We start from the raw sequence: 24319 nt of genomic DNA on the forward strand, positions 1-24319 counted from the left end.
GGCACCTTATCTAAATTAGAGATTACTTTTCGATGTAAATACATTCTTACAAACAATTAGGTTAAATAATTACAATCTATTAAAAAGAGACTTTGTTATATAAGTTGAGTGTAAATTTTTTAGTATGTATGTGTGTTCAAAAGGAAGAGGATACTAAATTACTAAAATAGTAAATTTATTACAGTTGAAAATAGTGAATTTCTTTATAGCATTTATACCAAGGCATAAGATTTATCTTCTCATCAGTAATTTTTGATAAGATAATAAGTAGAGGGAATTCTTTATACCCGAAATCTTATCCTTTACATGAGGAGGTAAGTTATGTGGAGTCAGATACAAAAGAAGCTACCACCCCATTCCTTTCGCTACAAAGTTATTTTAACTTCGATCATTTGTATTGTTATACCTGCTATTATTACACTTTTTATTAATAACTATTTAACGAAGGATGCTATGAAGGAACAAGCTATGTCAAATGCTAATCGAGAATTGAAATTAGCAGGAGAATATGTCAATAAAATCTTTGAGGATATGTTGTATGCTGCAAATTTTGTTCAACTTGATTCTGAACTTAACACTATTTTAAAGAAGAATGCTCAAATAGATGATACTTCTATAGAACAACAAGAAGTATATGAAAGCTTTGTCGAGTATAGTAAAGTGTCTAAAACGATCGAAAACGTTACACTACTTGGAGAAAAATCATATGTAACTATTCTCTTGAAAAATGGAAAACACTATACAAATTATCCTGTAAGTGATTATAACCCGGAAAAACTATTTAGTGAGCCCTGGTTTAAAGAATTAGATGGAGTTTTTGGATATGAAGCCATTTGGATTGGGAGTCAACCAACAGTTTTCAAATCAGAACAAAAGAGAAATCCATATCAAATCTCAGTTGCTAGAACTCTAAGAGATTCTAATCTGAAAATCTATGGATATGTCATTGTAACAATAATGGAAAATAAGGTGAAACAGGCATTTGAGAGTATGCCTGGAAAAGAAGAGATGATGCTTGTAGATTCTTCGTATAAAATTTTATCTCATCGAAAAAACGAGAAAATTGGAGAATCATTTCCTTATATTAAGGAGATTCAAGATCCGAATTTTACAAATATCATAACTGCACAAAAAGAGAATTACCTTTATGCAGATCATCAAATAATGAATATGGGATGGAAGCTAGTATCAATAAACCCATACAAACAAGCAATCTTTAAAATTAATTCAATTTTCCAAAAAGTATTTCTTGTTCAATTGATTTCATTTGTTATCTTTTTCCTATTATTAGCTTATATATTACAGACGATTACAAAACCATTAGTCCATTTGAGCAATGTGGCTGAAACTGTACAGAGCGGTAATTTAAAGGTTCGTTCTAACGTTCAAAATAAAGATGAAATAGGTAAATTATCTAACTCTTTTAACTTAATGCTTGATCGAATAAATGAAATGATCAGAGAAATTACAGAGACTCAAATAAGAAAACGAAAAGCCGAGTTATCTATGCTTCAGGCTCAAATTAATCCACATTTCTTATTTAATGTATTAAATTCCATTCGAATGAAAGTGATGAAAAAAGGTGATTATGAGAGTGCTGAAATGATTAGTTCTTTATCTAAACTGCTAAGAATGACTATTGACCAAGATAAAGGTATGATCACATTTAAAGATGAGGTAGGTATTGTTACAGATTATGTTCGGTTAATGAATATGCGTCAAAGAGAAGAAGTTCAATTTAAGGTTAATGTATCAGATACAGCTTATTTAGAGACGATACCACGCTTTATTTTGCAACCAATTATTGAGAATTCTATTATACATGGATTAAATCAAAGTGCTGGAAAAATTACGGTAGAAGCCTTCTTAAAAAGGAATGATTTTTTCATTATTATTGAAGATAATGGTGAGGGAATGAGTGAACAAACACTATTAAATCTACGAGCAAGGCTAACTAGAAATGCAGGCTTTAGTAATGTTCAGAATAAGATGGGATTCTCAAGTATTGGTATAACCAATGTGTATGAAAGAATGTGTATGACATTTGGTGATGCATTTAATATGGAAGTTTATAGTGAAGTCGGAAAAGGTACAAAAGTGATACTGTCTGTTTTAAGGGGAGGTTGAATGGAGAATGTATAACGTAATGCTAGTAGATGATGATTATCCAGTTTTAGAATTATTAATTGAGACGATCAACTGGAACCAATTAGGATTAAATCTTCAAAGTACTCATGAAAATGGGGCTAACGCTCTTACCCATGCCTTAAATGAAATGCCAGACATATTAATAACTGATATCGGTATGCCTAAAATGAATGGTTTAGAATTAACTAAGAGATTAAAAGAACTAAATCCCAATATACAGGTTTGTATGTTAACGTGCCACAATGAGTTTGATTATGCACATCAGGCTTTAAAGCTTAATGTACAAGATTATCTTTTAAAAGATACACTTAATCCTAAAGATTTAGCTGAAGTACTGAAAAAATTAAAGCAAAATAAAGAAAGTGAAGATCAGAAAAAAATAAAAGAATTCAAGTTAGAGAGTTTGGTTGAACGAAATAGAGAATCAATGAAAAGAGATTTTATACGTCATACGATTGATCAAACACTCTATGAAACGAAAAGTGTGATCGATGAAGCACGATCTTATGGATTGGATTTAACTCATCAAACATTTATACCTGTACTATGCTTCATACAAGATTATCGCTCAGCAAAGATATCTTATCATTCAGAAGATACATTATTATTCTCCATTCAAAATGTAATTAGTGAAGTATTGAAGAAAGATGAAAGCACAGCAGTTCATTTTACATTTAGTCAGAAAGAATCATTTTTATTCTTTCCTTATAGCGCAACTTTAAAATCAGATAGTTATGGAGTAACAACAAAGTGCCTTGAGAAAATTCAGAGAAACGTTTTTAGTTCTTTAAATATTTCCCTCTCTTTTATAGTAGATAAACCGTTTGATACCTATCATTCTTTTAAAACATCACTTCATCAATTGCTTGATAGTTCAAATCAAAGATTTTATATGGAAACATGTAGAATAGAAAAAAAACGACTTGAAACAAAAACAAATGAAAGCTTATTTGAATGGTATGATAAGGCATCAAATGAGATAAGACAGCTGATCTTGAATAAAGATGTTTCAGAAGTTAGTCCACTTATATGTAAGTGGATGAATATCTTCAAGGAAAAGAAATATTCATCAGAAATTGTTAAAGACTGGATTCTCAAACTTTTACTGGATCTTAAGGTAAAGATGAAAGCTTTACAGTTTTTTGGAACAAACACTTCGAATGAAATTCTTCATGAAGAAGTGATTGGAATTGATTCCTTAATCGAGCTAAGAACATGGTTGATTCATTATTTTGAAATGCTTCTTTCTGCAGTTAACAGTACTACTTCAAAGTCTAGACGAAAAGAAGTAATTGAGGCTTGTAAATATGTTGAAGGTAATTTAGAAAAGAAGATAACACTTGATGAAGTTGCGAACATCCTTTACTTAAATCCTAGTTATTTCAGCAGACTTTTTAAGAAAGAAGTTGGTGGTACTTTTGTTGAGTATGTAACAAAAGCCAAGATGAACAGAGCAAAAGAATTGCTCGAACAAACTGTAGACTCTGTAGGGAAAATATGTGAGAGATTAGGATACGACAACCAAAGCTACTTTATTAAAGTATTTAAAAACTACGTCGGTGTCACTCCTATTGAATATAGAGGGGAAAAGAGGTAAGCGGTTAAATCACCCTTTGTTTTGTAAGCGTTTAATCGGCGGTGATTATCTCTAATTCCTTATAAAAAGGTAATTCGTATAAGCAAAAAAATCAAGTTTCTTGATGAAAAAAAGTAGATTAGAGGTTTATTTTTTCATATGAATTGAAAGGGGGATCATTTCTATATGCTAACATTTATTGAGTCGATTAAAACAAATCCTCTTAAAACTAGAGATGATGTATCAGAAGCACTAGAACAAATTTTTGATCCACTAAAGTCTTATTACAGTAAGGGGTTTACGAGGTTAAAACTTGGAGATACAAGTGCTGCTTACGCTGATTCTACATCTGAATTTGAGGCCTTTTCAAGATTATTATGGGGTTTAGCACCCTTACTTGCTTGTGAAGAGAAAGAATCTTATATGTGGGAAATGCACCTACAAGGGATAAAAAATGGAACAAACCCTAATCATGAGGAATATTGGGGAGAAATAGAACACTTTGATCAAAAAATAGTTGAAATGGCTGCTTTTGGTGTATCTCTATTACTCATTCCAAGCAAGATCTGGGATCCTCTTAATCTACAAGAAAAAGAAAATCTAACAAATTGGTTATCTCAAATTAATCAATGTAAAGCACATGATTGTAACTGGCTGTTTTTTTCTGTGCTTGTTAACATAGGCTTGAAAAATGTCGGGCAGCACTATGATAAAAGTAAAGTTGAAGAAAATTTAGATAGAATTGACCAATTTTATGTTTCTAATGGTTGGTATTCTGATGGTATTGATGGTCATTCAGATTATTATGTACCTTTTGCTCTTCATTTTTATGGCCTTATCTATTCTAAGTTTATGGAAAAAGAAGATCCTATCCGTTCTAAAGAATATAAAGAGCGCGCAGAGGTGTTTGCAAAAGAGTTTATTTACTGGTTTTCAACAGATGGGTCTTCTGTTCCTTATGGTCGAAGTTTAACGTATCGATTTGCCATGTCCTCATTTTGGGGAGCCGCAGTTTATACTGGTATAGAGCCTTTTTCATTAGGAGTAATGAAAGGAATTATCCTTAGAAACTTAAGATGGTGGTTAAAACAGCCTATCTTTCATGATAATGGTATTTTAACAATAGGATATTCTTATCCTAACTTAATTGTGGCTGAAAATTATAATTCACCAGGTTCACCTTATTGGGCTCTAAAATCTTTTTTACCTTTAGCACTTGATGGTGATCACCCTTTCTGGCAAGCAGAAGAAGAGCCCCTCCCTCTATTACAGGAAAAAAGTATTCAGAAAGAACCACATATGATCATTTGTAGAAATCAAAACAAAGATCATGTTCTTGCTTTCAATTCAGGACATCTATCAACAAACGAACATACTCATACCTCAGCGAAATATGAAAAGTTTGTTTATTCTACTGCTTTTGGTTTTAGTGTACCCCGTGCAGAATGGGGGCTTTCACAAGGAGCATTTGATTCTATGTTAGCTTTGAGTGAAGGTGATAATATTTACCGAGTAAAAAGAAAATGTGAAGATACTAGAGTTGAAGAAGATTATATTTATACGAAATGGAAGCCTTGGAATGATGTAGAGGTGCAAACATGGATCGTGCCAGGAACACCTTGGCATATTCGAATACATTGTATAAAAACAAGCAGAACACTAGATAGTGCTGATGGTGGCTTTGCATTGGCAATTGAAGGAGAAAGTCCATTAAAAATGGATCAAAAAAATCAAGAGTGTATTGCGAAAATATCAAGGGAAGCAAGTGGCATCAAAAGTCTTTATGGAGAAGGAAAAGCAGAGTTTATTTATCCAAATTCAAATACAAATATTTTGCATTCTCGTACTGTTATCCCAACGATTCAAACGAAAATTATGCCAGGAACTAGTTTCCTAGTAAGTGCGGTGTATGGGGCATGTAATCGTGATGAATATAGATGGGAAGAAGTTCCTAATGTAGAAATAGTAAAGGGGAAAATTTTTGTTCAATACTCTGATGAGAAAGCAATGACTATTACAATATAAAAAGAGAAAAATAGTATGTTGTTCAAAATTGTGAGGTGAAATTCTGTTGATTTTAGAATATGAGCAGATAAATGAATTGATAAAAAAAAATAAGTCCTCTCTTTTATTTTCATCAAAAAAGGAACAGGAAAACTGGTTTAAAGAAATAAAGGAGAAAACAGTTTTTAAAACCGTACTACTGGAAATAAAAGAAGAAGCAAAAAAGCTCCTCGAAACACCTCTTCAAGAGCTCACATTTTATGAGTTTGCTATTTTTAGAGAAACGGGGTCAAGACTCGAATACGAGAGAAGCTATTTTGCAAAAAGAAGACGATTAAATACATTTGCCTTAATGACGTTGATAGAGCCGGATGAATCTATTTATTTGAAGGAACTTCATGAAACCATTTGGTCTATTTGTAATGAATACACTTGGTGTTTACCAGCTCACTTAAAAGATCGTGCTGAGATGGATCCAAAACTGGATGAGAGTTATAAAAAAATGGACAATTCTCTTTTTACTATTGATTTGTTTGCTGCTGAAACAGCATTTACGCTCAGTGAAATCTTGGAATTGACGGAACATGTTATCGATCCACTCATTCAAAAAAGAATGGTGGAAGAGGTACATCGTCGGGTACTAGTTCCCTTTCAACATCAATCATTTGATTGGGAGACGTCCACTCATAATTGGTCAGCAGTCTGTGCAGGATCAATAGGGGCAGCTGCATTACATCTAATAAAAGATGAGAAAATATTATCCTCTATTCTTGATAAAGTGCTTAAAGCTATTGCTTATTATTTAAATGGATTTAACAATGATGGTGCATGCTTAGAAGGATATGGATACTGGCAATATGGTTTTGGTTTTTATGTCTATTTTGCAGATTTACTCAAGAAAAAGACAAATGATGAACTAAATTTGTTTCAAATAGAAAAAGTTCATCAAATTGCACTTTTTCAGCAAAAATGTTTTATTTACAAAAATCAGGTAGTGAATTTCTCGGATTCTACTGAAAAAGGATCTGTATTTTTAGGTCTTAGTCATTATTTGAAAAATGTTTATCATGATATTGAAGTTCCTGAAGCAGAATTACGTGCTTCATATGATGATGATCATTGTAGTCGTTGGGCACCAGCTTTTAGGAATTTACTTTGGTTAGATGAAAAATTAAGTGGTAATCCTTGGTGTAACGAAACGTATTATCTTAATGATTCACAATGGTTTATTTCAAGACATGATGGGTATGTATTTGCCTGTAAAGGTGGACATAATGATGAGCCGCATAATCATAATGATATCGGACATTTTATTTTACAAGCTAAAGGAGAAACCTTTTTTAAGGACTTAGGCAGCGGGATGTATTGTGAGGATTATTTTAATCAAAAACGTTATACCATTTTGTGTAACGGATCCCAGGGACATTCGGTACCTATCATCAACAATCAATTTCAAACTGAAGGGCACTCTCACAAAGCAACGGTTATAGATTATTCTAGTAATCAATCAGAAGATTTAATCGAAATGGATCTTAAAAAAGCATATGACATTCAGAGCTTAGAGCATTTAGTTAGGAAATTCCATTGGAAAAAAGATCATACTCCAGAACTGATTCTAATTGATACATTTCAATTTACAGAAAAACCAACTTCAATCGTTGAACGATTTATTACACCTGTCATGAAGGTCATTGAAGATTCTACAGGGGTAATTTTGGAAGGAGCTGAGAAAATAAAAGTGTATTTTGATCATGAGCAATTAGATTTAATTATTCGAGAAAATGAATTTATAAATCATTTTGGTGAAAGAGAAGAGTTGTATCAATTAGATTTTAGAGTTAGGAACCCAAGTAAATTCACTTCTATAGAATTGTGTTTTCGATTTATGTAGACATTTGGGATGGATACAAAAAGTATAGATGAGACCTTTATCATTTCTTATTGATAAGGGTTTTTTTAATGATCTTGATTGTGGGATTCTATGGGAAATTAAAATAAAGTATATTTTTATCATAACAATCAAATGAAAATACAGAATATTCAAAGATAAATCAACATCAGGTATTTTTTTACTAAAAATAAATAGTATAATATATAGATAAGAAGTCTCATAGAGGGGGACAATGATGGTGAATAAGCTTTTTTCTTTAAATATTTTTTTGTTATTACTTGTAAGCGGTTGCAGTTATGGGACATCAAATCAAAACGAATATACGGTTGTTTATACAAATGAGTCCTCACAACAAAAAGATGAACAAGAAGTGGCAACAGATTATACAATTGCAATTGTACCTAAAGTGATAAATATTCCTTATTTTAATGCTGTTGAAGAAGGTGCAATTGAGGCGGGGAAGGATTTGGGCGTTAAAGTGATATATAAAGGACCCACTGTAGCTGATTCTGAGCAGCAAATTAAAATCATCGATGATCTGATTAAGTTTGAAAAGGTTGATGTGATTGCTGTGTCTGCAAACGACCCTGAAAAGTTAGTGCCTGTATTAAAAAAGGCACAAAACCGCCAAATAAAAGTGATTACATGGGATGCTGACACAATGCCCGAAGCTAGGGAGTTCTTCATTAATATGGTAGACCCTGAAACTTTGGGAAGACATTTAATGGATACCCTTGCATGGAATGTAGATGAGCAAGGGGAATTTGCTATTATGACAGGAGCTAAATCTGCATCGAATTTAAATGAATGGCTAAAGTGGATTAAACAACATAAAAAAGAATACTATCCTAATATGAAATTGGTGGAAATCTCAGCAACAGATGATGATCCGAATAAAGCTTATTTAAAAGCAAAACAGTTGCTTGAGGATTATCCTAACTTAAAAGGAATTATTGGTAATTCATCTGTTGGACCACCTGCTGCTGCCCAAGCTGTAAAAGAAGCAGGAAAGTCTGGAAAAGTTGCTGTGGTTGGTTTATCCCCACCAAATCCAATGAATGAATATCTAAAGGAAGGCTCTGCTCAAATCATCACTTTATGGAGCCCAAAAAAATTAGGTTATTTAACAGTAGCGCTTAGTAAGAATATTGTTACTGGTTCATTTCCATATGATAATCAAGAAATTCTTGGGGTAGGAAAGATTAGGATGTCAAATGACATGATAATTATGGGTGAACCAATTGACTTCACAAAGGAAAATGTTGATCAATATGATTTTTAAACATCTTAGATTAAGAAACTATAAATTAATGACAAAACTCATGATAACCTATATCTTGCTTACTGTTATTCCGATATCGATTTTAGGTTATATAGCATATAGCCAATATACAAAGTCTATAGAAAAACAAGTGGGAGAATATATCCCAAAATTATTAGAACAAGCAAATGAAAATATCGAGAATCAATTAAATGAAATGAAGCAACTTCCTGATGTTCTTTATAATTCCTCCCAAGTTATTGAAGTGCTTCGTAAAGACTCATTTCAAAGTAAATCAAATATATTAAAGGATGAATTTTTAGTTAATAGCTATCTATCTAGAACATATATTAATGGTGGAAATTCAGATATCTTAGGAGTATTCCTTTTATCAAAAAATCGATTATTTACTAGTACCAGAACTTCTTATAAGGGCTTAGCACTAGAGTCTTCTGCTTTGCCATATGGACAGGATATTGAACTAAATGGTAGGGAAGAGATCATCCTATCATATCAAACAAATCTTCAGTTTAAAGGAAATCCACCTTTTATCATGTTAATGAGGCAATTAAGAGACTATGAAAATCAAGAAAACCTTGGAACAATATTAATAGCGATAGACTTAACATTTTTTGAGAAAGCTTTGATCAATTTGAATGAAGATAACAACTCTAAAATATGGATTACAGATGAAGAAGGAAGAATTATCTTTCATAATGATCCAAAATTAATTGGAGAGTACGATGATAAGTATAATCTCTATCCGAACATTAACGGAAGTTTTAAAGCAACATTAATGGAAAAAAATCATTTAATAAGTACTGATAGTTTTGAAGGATATGATTGGAGAATATTTCATAGTATTTCGTTAAGTGATCTTACAAAAGAAACAGACGCTGTTCGTTATGGGACAATCATTGTATTTATTCTAGTTGTTTTCTTAAGCATTGTTATTTCTATTGTTCTTGCTTGGAATGTATCAAATCCCTTAAAAAAACTAACAAGGTTAATGAAACAAGTTGAAAAAGGAAATTTTAATGTAGATCTGTCCATACACTCGAAAGATGAGATTGGGACTCTAGCACAAAGTTTTAATTCTATGATTCAAGAAATTAATACTTTGATAGAAAAAAACTACAAAATAGAATTACGCCAGAAAAATGCAGAATTATATGCTCTACAGTCTCAAATTAATCCACATTTTATGTACAATACGTTAGAAACAATTGGTTATGCAGTTGAAGAAGAGGAAGTAGAATCTGTCGTAAAAATGGTGACTCTACTCGGGAAAATGTTGAGGTACTCATTAAACAATAAAGATCGATTAGTGCCAATTTCCTTTGAAGTCACACATACAACAAATTATTTAACGATTCAAAAGTTTAGATTTGAAGATCGAATTTATTTTGAAATACAGGAAAAAATTGATACCAATCAGTTCTATATACCTAAATTTATCCTACAACCTATTATTGAGAACTCCATTAAATATGGATTAGATCAGCATAAAAAAACGATGATAATGATAAATATTTATAAAACGAAAAATGATGAAGTTCTTTTAACGATAAAGGACAACGGACCTGGGATTGAATCTGAAGTATTAAATAAATTAAATGAGTCTCTAAAAAAAGATCCAATGGAAGGAAGAGATTCAAGCTTTGGATTAATAAATGTCCATGCAAGAATTTCAATGATTTTCGGTGATGAGTATGGTTTAGAAATTAATAGTATGATGAAAGAAGGTACAGAGGTTATTGTTCGATTACCAATGATAACTAGAGAAAATGTAGAAGGGTTGAATGGGGGTGAGGAAATTGCCTAGACGAATTAAAACGATTATTGTTGATGACGAAGCAAGGCTTAGACGTGGAGTTGAAAGATTGGTTCAAACAAATGGTGATTCTTGGGAAGTTGTAGGTAGTTTTAGTAGTGGTGACGAATGTTTAAATGCTTTTCAGAAAGAAGGATTGCTGTTTGATTTGTTAATTACTGATGTCAAGATGCCTGGTATGGATGGTTTAACACTTATCAAAAAGTTAAAGCAATTAACCTCTTTTCATGCAATGGTAATAAGTGGATTTGATGATTTTCAATTTCTTCAAACAGCCATACGCGAAGGGGCAAGTGATTATTTAATTAAACCAATTGATCGTGATGATTTTAAAATCCAGTTAGAAGAAATGAAAAGTAAAATTATCTCTCAGTGGAATGACACTGAGCACATAGAGGAAATTGAATTTAAGGCTTCACAAGTAACGCATGTTAAACAACTTCAGTTATTAAGCGAAATCACGTGGAATCATGATATTGATTTATCACAGTTAGAATGGACTAAGGATTTTCCAGATGGGAGTTATCGTTTAATCTTTATAAGTGTTGACAATCTTTACAGTAGGACTAAATCTTTTGAAAAAGAAGATTGGAAAGCATGGAGATTTGCATTAGATAACATCTGTAAAGAGATGGAAGACAACCTAGATTCATCAACTTTTACTTCATGGAGGTGGAGTGGAGATGATTTATCTTTTTGGTTACTTCTTCATGTTCAAGAAAATGAAGAGAAATTACTTGGGAAAATATGTGTGACATTTTCAGAAAACATAAAAATAAATATTCAAAAATACACTCCATTTACAAGCTCTATAGCTATAAGCGAGGAATTCAATGAGCTCACCTTATTAACAAGTTTGAGGGAAGAGCTACTTATGTATATGCAATTTCGGTTATTATTAGGTGGAAATAAAGTGATTACAAGTGAAGAAATAGAAAAATTGAAAGCAGGAATAAAAGCAAATAAGAGCCAAGAAATAGAGAATCAAGTTAACAAGATTATCTTTACTCTTGATAGTAAGGATAGTGATAAAATCAAGGTGGAAATATCAGTTCTTTTAAAAATGATTAAAATACTGAATAATCCAGAAGAAATCGAGAAGTCTTTCCATTTATTGGGTTTTCAAATTATTAATTATTTGATTAAACATACACAAGAAAAAGATACCATTTCATTAATGAATGAGGTCTTTGTCTTAACAAAGAAAATAGGAAATCTAAGTGAATTAACAAACGAAGTCTACGATTGGATTAAAAAGATTCTTCTTATTTTAGAAAGTAAAAATGAAGAACAAAATCCAGATCAAATTGGTATAGCTAAAAAGTGGATTTTGACTCACCTTGATCAAAATATCACCATTCAAAACATTGCCAATCAAGTATATATGAATCCAACATACTTCTGTAAATATTTTAAAACTCAAACAGGAGAAACTGTACTTGATTTTGTTACACGAATTAGAATCGAAAAAGCTCGAGACCTTTTGTTATCTACAAATCTGAAAATATATGATATTTCAGAAAGAGTTGGTTATTCAGATACGAAATATTTTAGTAAATTATTTAAAAAACAATATGGCGAAACACCTTCAAAGTATAAAGATAAGATGATGCTAGACCAAAGAAAACTCCCTTTCTAGAAGGGAGTTTTTTTGTGTATGTTGGTACATTTTTTCTCTAGACCTTTACATTGCTACCTTTATTCGCAATACTTCTCAATATTTTAGTTGTAGGAAAATTTAGAAACATCAGAGAATTATCACCCTAATCCGAAAGTTGTCTCCTACTCGAACATCTTACTATTTATTAAGATTAATGTAAGCGATACCAAATATACCTAATAAACCATCAATTACAATTCTGATGATTATATTTGCAAGAAAAGTTATCGAGTAAGGAGTGAGATTATGTCTGACTATGTTCTAGAGTTAAAAGGAATTACGAAAGAGTTTCCAGGAGTTAAAGCACTTGATAATGTTCATTTTAAGTTAAAAGCAGGAGAAATCCATGCGTTAATGGGGGAAAATGGAGCAGGAAAATCTACATTTATTAAGGTGATCACAGGTGTTCATTCACCAAATGAAGGTGACATGTTTTTAAATGGTGAAAAAGTTCAATTTACAAACCCAAAGGATGCTCAGAAGAAAGGAATTGCAGCAATTTATCAGCATGTAACAAATTATCCTGACTTAAGTGTAACTGAAAATATATTTATGGGTCATGAAAAAATTCATAAACTCACGAAGCGATTACTTTGGAAGGAGATGCATTCTGAGGCGAGAGCAATTCTAGAAGATCTAGGATCATCAATCGATCCAAAAGTGGAAATGGGATCTCTTAGTGTGGCTCAACAACAGATTGTAGAAATTGCAAAAGCAATATCAACTAATGCAAAGATTATCATAATGGATGAACCAACAGCCGCTTTAACAGCAAGGGAAAGTGAAGAGTTGTATAAAATTACAGAAAGCTTAAGAGATCAGGGAGCTTCAATTATATTTATATCACACCGATTTGAAGATATGTACCGTCTTGCCAGCCAGGTGACCGTGTTTAGAGATTCAAAATATATCGGGTCATGGGGAGTTAATGAAATAACAAACGACCTTCTAATTGTGGCGATGGTTGGACGTGAAATTACTCAAGTATATCCACATAAAAATAATGAGATTAGTGAGAAATTATTAGAAGTGAAGAATTTAGGAAAAATGGGCTATTACGCTGATATTTCATTTACCCTTCATAAAGGTGAAATTCTAGGGTTAACGGGATTAGTTGGGGCCGGAAGAACCGAAGTATGTCAGTCACTTTTTGGAATCACAAGCTTTGACCAAGGAGAAGTATTTTTAAAAGGTGAAAAAATAGATTTAAAAAACCCAAAAGCTGCAATGAATCTAGGAATTGGCTATTTACCAGAAGATCGTCAATTGCAAGGCTTGGTATTGGATTGGGGGATAGGAAGAAATATTACTTTGCCAGCTTTGAAGGAACTTTCAAGTAAAGGATGGTTAAATGATCAAAAGGAATCCTTACTAGCAAAGAAATTAGCTGAGAAAGTAAATGTGAAGGCTAACAGCATTTTCGATCTTGTTAGCTCACTATCTGGTGGTAATCAACAAAAGGTGGCTGTTGCAAAATTACTTACAGCCGATTTAGATATTATTATTCTTGATGAACCAACAAAGGGTGTTGATGTTGGGGCGAAATCGGCAATTTATGAAATTATTAATGACCTAGCAGCACAAGGTTATGGAATCATTATGATTTCCTCAGAAATGCCAGAGATATTAGGAATGAGTGACCGAATTGTTGTTATGAGAGAAGGAAGAATTACAAAAGTATTAAACAAACAAGATGCAACTCAGGAAGTTATTCTAGAAGCGGCCATGAGTGAAAAAATAGAAGAAGAAATTAGTTAGTTTATATATGGAAAAGAGGTGAGGAGTATGCCCGGAAATGTTATACAAAACTCAACACAAATAAAAACTCTAGAAAAGAAAATATCAAAATTAGCAAATGTTTACAAATTCAGGGAATTGGGTTTATTAGCTTTCATTGTCATCTTATCAATAGCAGTTCAACTACGAAACCCGAGTTTTCTAAGTGGAGAAAACATAAATGACATGATAACGAATACAGCCATTTTAAGTATATTGGCACTAGGGATGATGCTAGTTTTAATAACAAGAGGAATAGATTTGTCGATAGGATCAACCATAGCTCTCTCGGGGATGATCGTTGCTCAGACTGTTAGTACGTATCAGGATATGAATCCTTTTCTCATCATCTTACTGGGTATTGGGATTGGAATGATATGTGGAGCTATTAATGGGGTTCTTATCGCAAAAGTCGGCTTACTTCCTATCATTGCTACACTTGCAATGATGAATATATTCAGGGGAATTACCTTCAAGGTTAGTGGAGGAGAATGGATTAGTTCCTATCAAATGCCTGAAAGCTTTGTGTCTATAGCAACAGGCACAACCTTTGGGTTAAATAATTTAATAATGATTGCGATCGTTATTTATCTGTTATTCTACTACCTTATTAATCACACAGTAACAGGTAGACAAATTTATGCAGTTGGTAGCAATCCAGATTCAGCAAAAGTAAGTGGAATTAAAGAAGGGCGAATTCTATTACTAGTTTATACAATTATGGGTGGGTTTGCAGGGCTTTCAGGTGTTTTATGGGTTTCAAAATTCGCATCTGCTCAAGGAGATACAGCATCAGGTTACGAGTTAACTGTCATTGCAGCTTGTATCCTTGGTGGAGTTAGCATTGCAGGTGGATCAGGGAAGATTTCAGGTATTATCCTTGGATCAATTTTATTAGGAATCCTAAATAATGCATTACCACTTTTAAATGTTTCACCATTTTGGCAAACAGGTATTCAAGGTTTTATTATCCTCGTTGCTGTTATCATAAACACTCTTGTTAAAAGAGGTGTTGATCGAAATAATTTGATGAGGAGGAAGATATAAGCTATGGAACAGAGAACATCACTTGATAATCAAGGATATATTCAGCGAAATCTCCTAGATAAGAAAGACTTCAGCATAAAACGCTTTTTCCTACAATGGGAATGGATGTTAGTTATCATTTTAGTTGCTGTTATGATTATTAACTCTAATTTATCACCATATTTTCTTAATTATGCTAGTTTACGAGATGGAACGATGATCTTTTTAGACAAAGCATATATTGTCTTTCCAATGGCTATGATCATGATTCTACGTGATATTGATATATCTGTTGGTTCAACAGTTGCGTTATCATCCGTCGTTATGGCGACAATGTACAACAATTTAAGTGTGCCGATGGAACTAGCTATTGTCATTTGCTTAGCGGTAGGTGCTCTTTGTGGATTAATAAATGGAATACTTATAGTTAAGTTCAAGGAGTTATCAGCTGTTATTGTCACATTAGGAACAATGATTCTCTATCGTGGTATCGCTTACATCATCTTAGAAGATCAATCAGCAGGTAATTTTCCTGAATGGTTTGGTTTTTTTGGATGGGGCTATGTGTTTGGTATTCCATTTATTTTAATATTATTTCTTGTAATGGCTGTTCTGTTTGGATTGTTACTGCACAAAACAACATTTGGACGTCAAATATTTGCAATGGGAAAAAACCCAACAGCAAGTCGATTTTCTGGAGTTAAAGTTGACCGAATTAAGATCATTGTTTTTACATTAGCAGGTCTTATGGCTGGTTTAACCGCTCTATTTCTATCATCAAGAATGGGAAGCACTCGACCAAATGTAGCTACAATGTATGAGTTAGATGTTATTGCAATGGCTGCACTAGGTGGGATAAGTACAGCTGGAGGAAAAGGGAAAATCATTGGAACTGTTATTGCGGTGTTTATTATTGGGTACCTTCAATACGGTTTAGGGCTTATTAATATACCTGCTCAAACATTGCTTATTGTTGTTGGAGCATTGTTAATACTGTCAGTGGCAGTACCAAAAATCAAAATGCCAAGTATTCTTAAAAAGAAGTAATACAACCATGTTATACGCCAGTTTTTAACTGTTATGTATAAATTAAATTACAAAAAAGGGGAGAAAAAGCATGAGAAAATTTTTATCTATTTTATTGTCAGTTGTATTCCTTTCTTCTATTCTTGTAGCGTGTAGTCAAGGAGCACCTCAAACAGGTGGGTCTAGTAGTGAAGGTGGAGAAGATGGTGGTTCTTCCAATAAATATGCATTTGTTTTTAAAAACACTGGAAATCCATATGGGGAAAAAATGATGGATGGATTTAAGTCAGCTGTAGAGGAGCTTGGTGGGGAAGTAATTCTTCGTTCACCAGATCAACCAACAGCAGAGGGACAAATTCAAATTATTGAACAATTAATTACGCAAAAAGTAGCTGCTATTGCAATTGCAGGTAATGACCAAGATGCATTAGAGCCTGTATTAAAGAAAGCAATGGATCAAGGAATTAAAGTCCTTTCAGTAGATTCAGCTGTAAATGCAAATAGTCGTCATATCCATGTTAATCAAGCCAATCCTGAAAGAATTGGTCGTGTTCAAATTGAAGCTGTTAATGAAATGATTGATGGAGAAGGGCAAATTGCCGTGTTAAGTGCAACATCACAAGCAACGAACCAAAATCTTTGGATTGAATGGATGAAAAAAGAATTAGAAAAACCAGAATATGCAAATATTGAATTAGTAAAAGTAGCTTATGGTGATGATTTACGAGATAAAAGTGTATCTGAAACAGAAGCATTGTTAAAATCTTATCCTGATTTGAAAGCAATTATTGCACCAACAACAGTGGGTATTGCTGCAGCGGGTAAAGTTCTAACTGATAAAGGACTTGAAGGTAAAGTAGCTTTAACAGGTTTAGGACTTCCTTCTGAAATGGCTAGTTATATTGAAAGTGGTGTATCACCATGGATGTACTTATGGAATCCAATTGAAGTTGGCGAAGCTGCTGGTTATACTGCATATTCATTAGTAGAAGGAAAGATTACAGGAGCAGTTGGTGATACTTTTGATGCAGGTGACCTTGGAAGCCAGGAAGTAGTGGAAGATGGTGACGGTACTCAAATTATGCTTGGCGACCCATTCAAATTTGACGCAGAAAACATTGCTGATTGGAAGGATGTTTACTAATTCAAGTTCGGACAGTTAATAATAGAAACAAAACGTAAGAAAAAGGTCTAAATTAATAGTAGATTTAAAAACCTAAGCATGCTCAACACGAGTATGCTTAGGTTTTTCTATTAAATCACTATGAAAGCAGGGGATGATGATGAATAGAAAAAAATTTGCCTGGACGTGGAAGATAAAAGAGGAAGTATTAGAAGAATACGTTGACTTACATCTTAATCCATAATTATGGAAGAGCATAGCAAAGCTGGTATAAGAAACTATTCAATTTTCCAAAATGGAAATCAATTTTTTTTTTGCTTTGAATGTAATGATGTTGAGGCAGTATTCAATTATATTGCCAAAAGTGAAGTATGTAATAAATGGAATGCTATTACCTCTAAAATGGTGGAAGGTTCCTTTGACTTTAAAGAAGCAGAACCATTCAACCTATGAATGAAGTCTTTTATTTAGGCTCTTTTCTGAAAGATTGTTGCATTGTAAACAAAAATATATAGGAGAAACAGTGTATTTTCGCAAAAGAGCTACTATTTTATGAAGAAAAGATGCAACTAGACTTATTACAATGCTGATTTCTTCGGGTATTTATAAGCAACAATGTTTGCGAAAACAGCCTTTATTTAAAATAGACAACTCTTTCGAAGGAAATTCATGATTTGTGATTGTTTTTTTTAGATAAAAGATGTTAGTTTTAGAAAGGGGAGGATAACTGTTATACCTATTTTCCTGTTATAATCAAACTAACAACTAATATCTTACTTAGTTACATACCATTCTCTTATTTTGATAAGGAACTTCTGTGATATATAGAGGATGCCATCTAAAAATATGAGGATTCTATATTCTTAAGGAGGAACATGACTTGACTATCACTGATATCATTTATTCACGACGAACAATTAAAAGCTTCAAAGACGACTCAGTCTCCATGGAACACATTAGTAAATGGCTACAAGCAAGCACTATGGCACCAAATCACAAAATGACTGAGCCATGGGAAGTGTATGTGGTAGGTCCTGAGACAAGAGCAGCTTTAAATCATAAAGCTAATTTCTTCAATGCTCCTGTTGTAATGGCAGTTTTATCAAAGCATGGTAGTACAGAAGTTGAAAAAGCAGAGAACGCTTTAGCTACTGCTTGCTTTGTACAAAATTTCAATTTGATTGCCTGGGAAGAAGGAGTCGGTACATTCTGGTCTTCTGTAGGAAATGCTCAGAAAAACCGTGACATTCTCGGTGTTCCAGAGGGATATGATGTGATTGGCGTATTTGGAGTGGGTTACCCAGAGGAAGTAAATTCTCCAAAAGAAAGAACGTCAATTGAAGAAAAAATTAAGTACTTACCTTAATGTATGGTGATAAGAAGAAATAAGTAAATGGTTATTAAGTTTTATCACAGTAGAGGCTGTCCTAAAGTGGAGCAGCCTTCTTTTTATACACAAACAACACATGACAGGAAAATGCTCGTTGACTCAATTTTTCTTAAAGGAAAGGCTATGTTAAAGATTAATGTTGATTTTTGGCACTTTGTTGATCGGAGTGCAAGGCATGAGCCTTCTACTTAGAGGAGCGTGTCCAGGGGAGACCCCACAGACGCTCGAGCCGAGGGAGGCTCCCTAATTCATGCAAATATTTTTCTTATTAATGCGTTAGCCACTGTTAGTAATGTAGGTATCATAAATTGACCGCATATATAATCTTTGTTAATATAAAGCTAACTGAATCGTGATTACTCCAAAGGGGAGTAGCTGTTAAACAAAGTCGTCATTTCGGGTATGACTACTCCGGCTTTGTTGGCAAGATAATTGCTAGCGAGACCTTTGCCAATTCTTTTTAATTGGTGAAGGTCTTTTTTTTAGACCTTTACATGAGTAAGTAAAGGTTCTTTTTAAGATAGATGAAAATATATTTGGGGATATTGCAGAATTCATTTTGCTTTTTACTTTGTGGAAGGCTCTTTTCTGAAAGATTGTTGCTACTTTACTTAATTATCTATTGAAAACAGTCTTATTATTGCATACGTTCTAGCAAAAAAGATGCCACTAGATTTTATACAGTGCTGTTTCTTTCAAGATTGTTAAAACAACAAAGTTTACGAAAATAGCCTTGAGGAAAGATCACAACCCTAAACGGAGCATATATATATTAATACCTAGATAGATTCTGAGAATAATGAATGTAATCTAAGAAGATAGGGTGAAGATGATGGAAGAGCAATGGATAATAGTGGATGAACTTTTATCAGAGATAAGAATAGCGTCAAATCCAAAAAATAAACCTGTAACAATTAATGGGCATTCTAAGGATTTGAGATGTATTGGAATTGGTACAGATGCTGCTGTTTTTCAATATATTCATCTACCAAACTATGCATTTAAACTGTTTGCAGATGAGAAGCAAGATAAAATTCAACTAGAAGCACAAGTTTATAACAAATTAAATGGATCACCGTATTTCTCTACTTGTTATGCTGCATATGATCGATATTTAGTTTTAAGTTTTGAATCTGGCATTACACTATACGATTGTTTACTTCAAGGAGTTCATATACCTTATCAAGTGATTGAAGATGTAGAGGATGCAAGGAAATATGCTAAGAAACAAAATCTAAATCCACGTGATATTCATTTGAAAAATATTTTGTTGCAAGATGGAAGAGCGAAAGTAATTGATGTATCAGAATACTCTAAGCCGGGAGATGACCATCGTTGGGAGCATCTAAAAAAAGCTTATCTTGCATATTACGATATAATTGATGGAAAGGCTCTTCCTTTTTGGTTAATGGAAACAGTACAAAGGTGGTATAATCAAAGGAACTTCTCATCAATTGATGAATTTATGAAAGATGTTCTTAAACTAAAATTCTTTTGGAAATAAATGAACTGAAAATAACAATGAACAGCAAATATAACAGAGGATAAAAAGCAGAATGTTTAAATAAGTGTTCCAATCTTCTTTCATAGAGATTGGATTTTCTTTGTTTCTTTAACTATACTTATTAATAGATAATTTGGTGGAGTAAATGCAAAAAAACTTTGACGTATAAAAGGGAGGAGAGTGACAACTTTGTTGCTTAAGCCGAAAAAATTAGCTCTTCTATCAAACTATAACATTCATCTTTTTAAAAGAGACTTAATAGCAGGAATCACTTTATTCATCATGTTAGTGCCTCAAGGAATGGCTTATGCAATGGTAGCTGGGCTTCCGGCTGTAATGGGCTTGTATGCTGCAACTGTTCCCTTATTTATTTATGCCATTTTTGCTTCGTCAAAACATTTGTCTATAGGTCCAACTGCAATTACTTCTTTACTAGTGTTTTCTGGGGTTTCTACCCTTGAAGCACCTAGTTTAGGATCTTACATATCACTTGTTCTACTACTAGCCTTTATGGTAGGTATTATTCAATTATTGTTAGGAATCTTTAGATTGGGATTTATTGTAAAATTTATTCCTCATTCAGTTATGAATGGATATACTTCTGCAGCTGCCATTGTCATAGGCTTGAGTCAAATTAAACATCTATTAGGCATTAACATTGGAAATCACCTTCAAATTCATCAGATTTTAATGGATATTGTTAATGTAGTAAATGAAACGAATATCATCACAGTTGTAATAGGTATTGTAAGTATAACATTGTTGATGTTGTTGAAAAGAATTGCCCCTCGTCTCCCTGGAGCGTTACTTCTTGTTATTTTATCTATTGTCGTCGTTTCATTTTTGAACTTAGATAAAAGCGGTGTGAAAATTGTTGGTAGTGTACCAAAGGGCTTTCCTTTATTTTCACTTCCATCTATTTCTTTAGAACTGATTCAGCTGTTAATTCCTATGGCGATCACCATCGCTCTTTTAGGTTTTATGGAATCACTTGCAATAGGAAAAGTTGTTGCTAAAAAGGAGAAATATAGAATAAATCCAAATCGAGAACTAGTGGCATTAGGATTATCTAATATGGTAGGTTCATTGTTTCAATCCTTCCCAGTTAACGGAAGCTTCTCTAGAACGGCTGTTAATCATCAATCAGGCGGAGCTACACAAATAACGTCTGTTATAACTGGGATATTTGTGATTATCACTTTAATGTTTTTTACGTCTTTCTTTTATTATCTACCAAATGCAGTTTTAGCGGCTATTATTCTTGTTGCGGTTTATAAATTGGTCGATATTAATGAATTAAAACATCTTTTTCAAGTGAAACGATTGGAAGGATGGATCTGGATCATTACTTTTTTAGTGACATTATTTATAGGCATTCAATGGGGAATTATTATTGGAGCGGTTTTTACATTAGTGTTATTAGTTAATAAAAGTTCACGTCCTTCTATTGTCGAGATGGGCTATGTGAAAAATGAGAAAACATTTCGTAATGTAGAGAGATATACTCAGGCCATTACTTCAGATGAAGTATTAATACTTAGAATTGATTCAAGTATACATTTCGCAAATATTTCCTATATTGAAGAGAAAATCAAATCGTTTTTAAAAAACTATGGAAAAGTAAAATGGTTAATCATTGATATGTCAGGTGTTAATGATGTTGATACACTTTCGATCGATACTCTTGAAGAGCTTATTGATCAGAGTGATCAAAAAGGGATTACGGTGTTGTTTGCAAGTATGAAAGGCTCTATTCGAGATACAGTAAATAAAGCAAGATGGAACGAGAAATATACAGAACAAATGAATCATTTAACATTAGAACAGTTGTTAAAAGCGAAAGGACTTAACATAGAGAAATCAGAAAAGGCAGATCCTCATATTATGGATTTTCAAATATAATGTATAAATTATTTAAAAGATAAGCACTAATAAGCTGGAAAAATAAGTTCCTTCCATTGCGCTACAGACACTCGACTCGCCGAGGAGGAAGATGAGCTTACTGATGCTCGGTTACTCCTGCTTAGGTCTCAGTTCTATCTCTAACACGTTGTAGCCTTAGTGTCTTCTGTCAAGAATAGTAGGCTATATATAAATCTATAGACAGAAACTAAAAGACCCGAATTATTAGGCGGAAAATTAATTGAAATATCACCTAATAGTTCGGATTGATTATTAGCTTAAATACTTGTGTCACAGCCTCTTCCTCAATTCATTGAATCGAGAAAGTAATTTCTACTCAACAATCTTCAACCCGAGCAACCTCGAAAATCCAATAGCTTGATTAGGTGAAACTTCACATCCATTTAAATTCTCAAAAGATACAGTGAGTTGTTCAAATGAACAAGTACTAATATTGATTCCTTTAAGTGAAGTTTCAGTAAAATCAGCATCATTAAGATCACAATTTTTAAGACTGACTTTATTCAATTTACAATCATAAAAATTGGTATGACTTAATAAAGAATCGATAAATCCTACTTGTTTTAAGCGTGCTTCTGCAAAACTACTTAAATTAAGATCACAATTTTCAAAAGAAACATTGCCTAGATTAGCATTTGAAAGGTCTAATCCAACGAGTTTGCAATCCTTAAATGTTACTCTATGAATAATACCTTCACAAAAACGTGCATTGGATAGATTACAATTTTCAAAAATCACATCAGTCATATCAATGTTATAAAAGGAAGAATTTAAAAAAGTTACATTTTTAAAAATAACCTTTGAAAAAATTACTCGATCAATTTCCTCATGATCAACTTGAGCATTACTCACTATACCATTCATTAATTGAGGATCTTCTTCATAATAAATATCTTGAAAATTTATCTTGTCTAAGTCTGATCCGGTTTTTGGCGAATCAATTTTTATGTTTTTAGCCATACTACACCCCTAATTAGTTTATTACCATCTATTATGCTATATAAAATCAAGTTAAATTATAAGTCTTTATTTTTTAAGCAACTTGTGTGCAAACAGGTCATACACTTAATGAATTATAAATCTCTCATTAATTTAATTTGTATGAAAATTGCAATATATCATCAAAAAGTATAGAGAAAATCATCAAAACATTATATACTAGTGGACATAAACGAACAAAAAAGGGATTTTTCGAACTTTTGCGAAATGAGGGGAGAATTGAGATGGATGTTATCACAATTGGTGAATCAATGGTTGTTTTTACTCCAACAAGTGACGGATTTATGAGAAATGCGACTCAATTTACAAATAGAATTGGTGGGGCAGAATCGAATGTTGCGGTTGGGTTAGCGAGATTAGGTCATAAAACAGGTTGGATAAGTAAGCTTGGAGATGATGAATTTGGCAAATCAATTCTTGCTTTTTTAAAGGGTGAAAACGTTGATGTTAGTCAAGTAACTTTCGATCAACAGGCACCAACAGGGATATACTTTAAAGAACCTAGAAGACAACATAACACAAGAGTATATTATTATCGAAAAGGGTCTGCAGCTAGTAAGCTTTCACCAGATAATCTTGACCAAGAGTACTTGGCAAAAGCAAAATATCTCCATATTACAGGTATTACTCCAGCATTAAGTGAAAGCTGTAAAGAAACAATTTTTACTGCAATTAAAATGGCTAAAAGGAATGGATCAACCATTGTTTTTGATCCTAACTTACGAACGAAGCTTTGGAGTGAAGAAGAAGCGAGAAGAACGTTGCTACAAATTGCTGCAGAAGCTGATATTATTTTACCTGGAGTTGCTGAGGGTGAATTTCTTTTCGGAGAGAATGATCCTCATAAGCTTGGAAAATTATTTTTAGATCAAGGATCATCTGTTGTTGTCATGAAAGTAGGAGCTGAAGGTGCTTTTTATTTTACTGAAAAAGAAAGCGGTTTAATTCCTGGATTCCCAGTTAAACAAGTGGTAGATCCAATAGGTGCTGGTGATGGTTTCGCTGCAGGATTTTTATCAGGATTGCTTGATGGTCTTGAACTTGGAAAAGCAGTTGAACGAGCAAATGCAGTTGGAGCTCTTGTAACAATGGTAAATGGTGATGTGGACGGATTACCTGAACGAGATGAAGTTGAGCAGCTTTTATCAAATAATCGTGAAGATGTTATTCGCTAAGGA

General features: G+C 32.9%; 18 protein-coding genes. 17 read left to right on the forward strand and 1 reads right to left on the reverse strand.

Annotated features, from left to right (window positions below):
• Window positions 1–321 precede the first annotated feature (321 nt).
• The 16 genes from LC076_RS08850 to LC076_RS08925 all read left to right on the forward strand — a co-directional run bounded on the left by LC076_RS08850 (window position 322) and on the right by LC076_RS08925 (window position 22121).
• Entirely contained in the window at window positions 322–2127 is a 1806-nt protein-coding gene (locus tag LC076_RS08850; protein ID WP_226667803.1) for a sensor histidine kinase, read from the forward strand.
• A 7-nt stretch (window positions 2128–2134) separates the two neighbouring features.
• Window positions 2135–3745, forward strand: a complete 1611-nt coding sequence (locus LC076_RS08855; protein ID WP_226667805.1) for a response regulator transcription factor — start codon at window positions 2135–2137, stop codon at window positions 3743–3745.
• 165 nt (window positions 3746–3910) lie between these two features.
• Window positions 3911–5749, forward strand: a complete 1839-nt coding sequence (locus tag LC076_RS08860; protein WP_226667807.1) for a DUF2264 domain-containing protein — start codon at window positions 3911–3913, stop codon at window positions 5747–5749.
• A 46-nt stretch (window positions 5750–5795) separates the two neighbouring features.
• Window positions 5796–7619, forward strand: coding sequence for a heparinase II/III family protein (locus LC076_RS08865; protein WP_226667808.1), 1824 nt, complete (start codon window positions 5796–5798; stop codon window positions 7617–7619).
• 235 nt (window positions 7620–7854) lie between these two features.
• Window positions 7855–8901 (forward strand): autoinducer 2 ABC transporter substrate-binding protein, encoded by a 1047-nt coding sequence (locus tag LC076_RS08870; RefSeq protein ID WP_226667810.1) that lies wholly within the window; start codon window positions 7855–7857, stop codon window positions 8899–8901.
• A complete protein-coding gene (locus LC076_RS08875; protein WP_226667812.1) occupies window positions 8891–10705 on the forward strand; it encodes a sensor histidine kinase in 1815 nt (604 codons plus the stop codon). The genes LC076_RS08870 and LC076_RS08875 overlap by 11 nt, the downstream gene beginning before the upstream one ends.
• Window positions 10698–12353 carry a response regulator transcription factor gene (locus LC076_RS08880; RefSeq protein ID WP_226667814.1) on the forward strand — a complete coding sequence of 552 codons (1656 nt, stop codon included), beginning with the start codon at window positions 10698–10700 and terminating at the stop codon, window positions 12351–12353. Before LC076_RS08875 ends, LC076_RS08880 begins: the two co-directional genes overlap by 8 nt.
• Before the next feature lie 267 nt (window positions 12354–12620).
• Entirely contained in the window at window positions 12621–14132 is a 1512-nt protein-coding gene (locus LC076_RS08885) for a sugar ABC transporter ATP-binding protein (protein WP_226667816.1), read from the forward strand.
• A 27-nt stretch (window positions 14133–14159) separates the two neighbouring features.
• Complete coding sequence (locus tag LC076_RS08890; protein ID WP_226667818.1) at window positions 14160–15197, forward strand: ABC transporter permease; 1038 nt, start codon at window positions 14160–14162, stop codon at window positions 15195–15197.
• 3 nt (window positions 15198–15200) lie between these two features.
• Window positions 15201–16223 (forward strand): ABC transporter permease, encoded by a 1023-nt coding sequence (locus tag LC076_RS08895; protein WP_226667820.1) that lies wholly within the window; start codon window positions 15201–15203, stop codon window positions 16221–16223.
• 70 nt (window positions 16224–16293) lie between these two features.
• Window positions 16294–17346 carry a rhamnose ABC transporter substrate-binding protein gene (gene rhaS, locus LC076_RS08900; protein ID WP_226667821.1) on the forward strand — a complete coding sequence of 351 codons (1053 nt, stop codon included), beginning with the start codon at window positions 16294–16296 and terminating at the stop codon, window positions 17344–17346.
• Between the two features lie 225 nt (window positions 17347–17571).
• Complete coding sequence (locus tag LC076_RS08905; protein WP_226667823.1) at window positions 17572–17778, forward strand: L-rhamnose mutarotase; 207 nt, start codon at window positions 17572–17574, stop codon at window positions 17776–17778.
• 427 nt (window positions 17779–18205) lie between these two features.
• Window positions 18206–18691 carry a nitroreductase family protein gene (locus tag LC076_RS08910; protein ID WP_226667824.1) on the forward strand — a complete coding sequence of 162 codons (486 nt, stop codon included), beginning with the start codon at window positions 18206–18208 and terminating at the stop codon, window positions 18689–18691.
• 27 nt (window positions 18692–18718) lie between these two features.
• Window positions 18719–18907, forward strand: coding sequence for a hypothetical protein (locus tag LC076_RS08915; protein ID WP_226667826.1), 189 nt, complete (start codon window positions 18719–18721; stop codon window positions 18905–18907).
• Window positions 18908–19547: 640 nt separating this feature from the next.
• Entirely contained in the window at window positions 19548–20219 is a 672-nt protein-coding gene (locus LC076_RS08920; protein WP_226667827.1) for a serine/threonine protein kinase, read from the forward strand.
• 192 nt (window positions 20220–20411) lie between these two features.
• A complete protein-coding gene (locus LC076_RS08925) occupies window positions 20412–22121 on the forward strand; it encodes a SulP family inorganic anion transporter (RefSeq protein WP_226667829.1) in 1710 nt (569 codons plus the stop codon).
• 333 nt (window positions 22122–22454) lie between these two features.
• Here LC076_RS08925 and LC076_RS08930 read toward each other — a convergent pair whose 3' ends face one another.
• The gene (locus LC076_RS08930; RefSeq protein WP_226667831.1) at window positions 22455–23102 is read right to left on the reverse strand and encodes a pentapeptide repeat-containing protein; all 648 of its coding nucleotides are present in this window, start codon (window positions 23100–23102) and stop codon (window positions 22455–22457) included.
• A gap of 263 nt (window positions 23103–23365) precedes the next feature.
• On the opposite strand from LC076_RS08930, the gene LC076_RS08935 reads away from it, so the two are divergent.
• Window positions 23366–24316 (forward strand): sugar kinase, encoded by a 951-nt coding sequence (locus LC076_RS08935; protein WP_226667833.1) that lies wholly within the window; start codon window positions 23366–23368, stop codon window positions 24314–24316.
• Window positions 24317–24319 lie beyond the last annotated feature (3 nt).

Source organism: Metabacillus litoralis, assembly GCF_020524045.1.
In the GTDB taxonomy this organism is placed as follows: Bacteria; Bacillota; Bacilli; order Bacillales; family Bacillaceae; genus Metabacillus; species Metabacillus litoralis_C.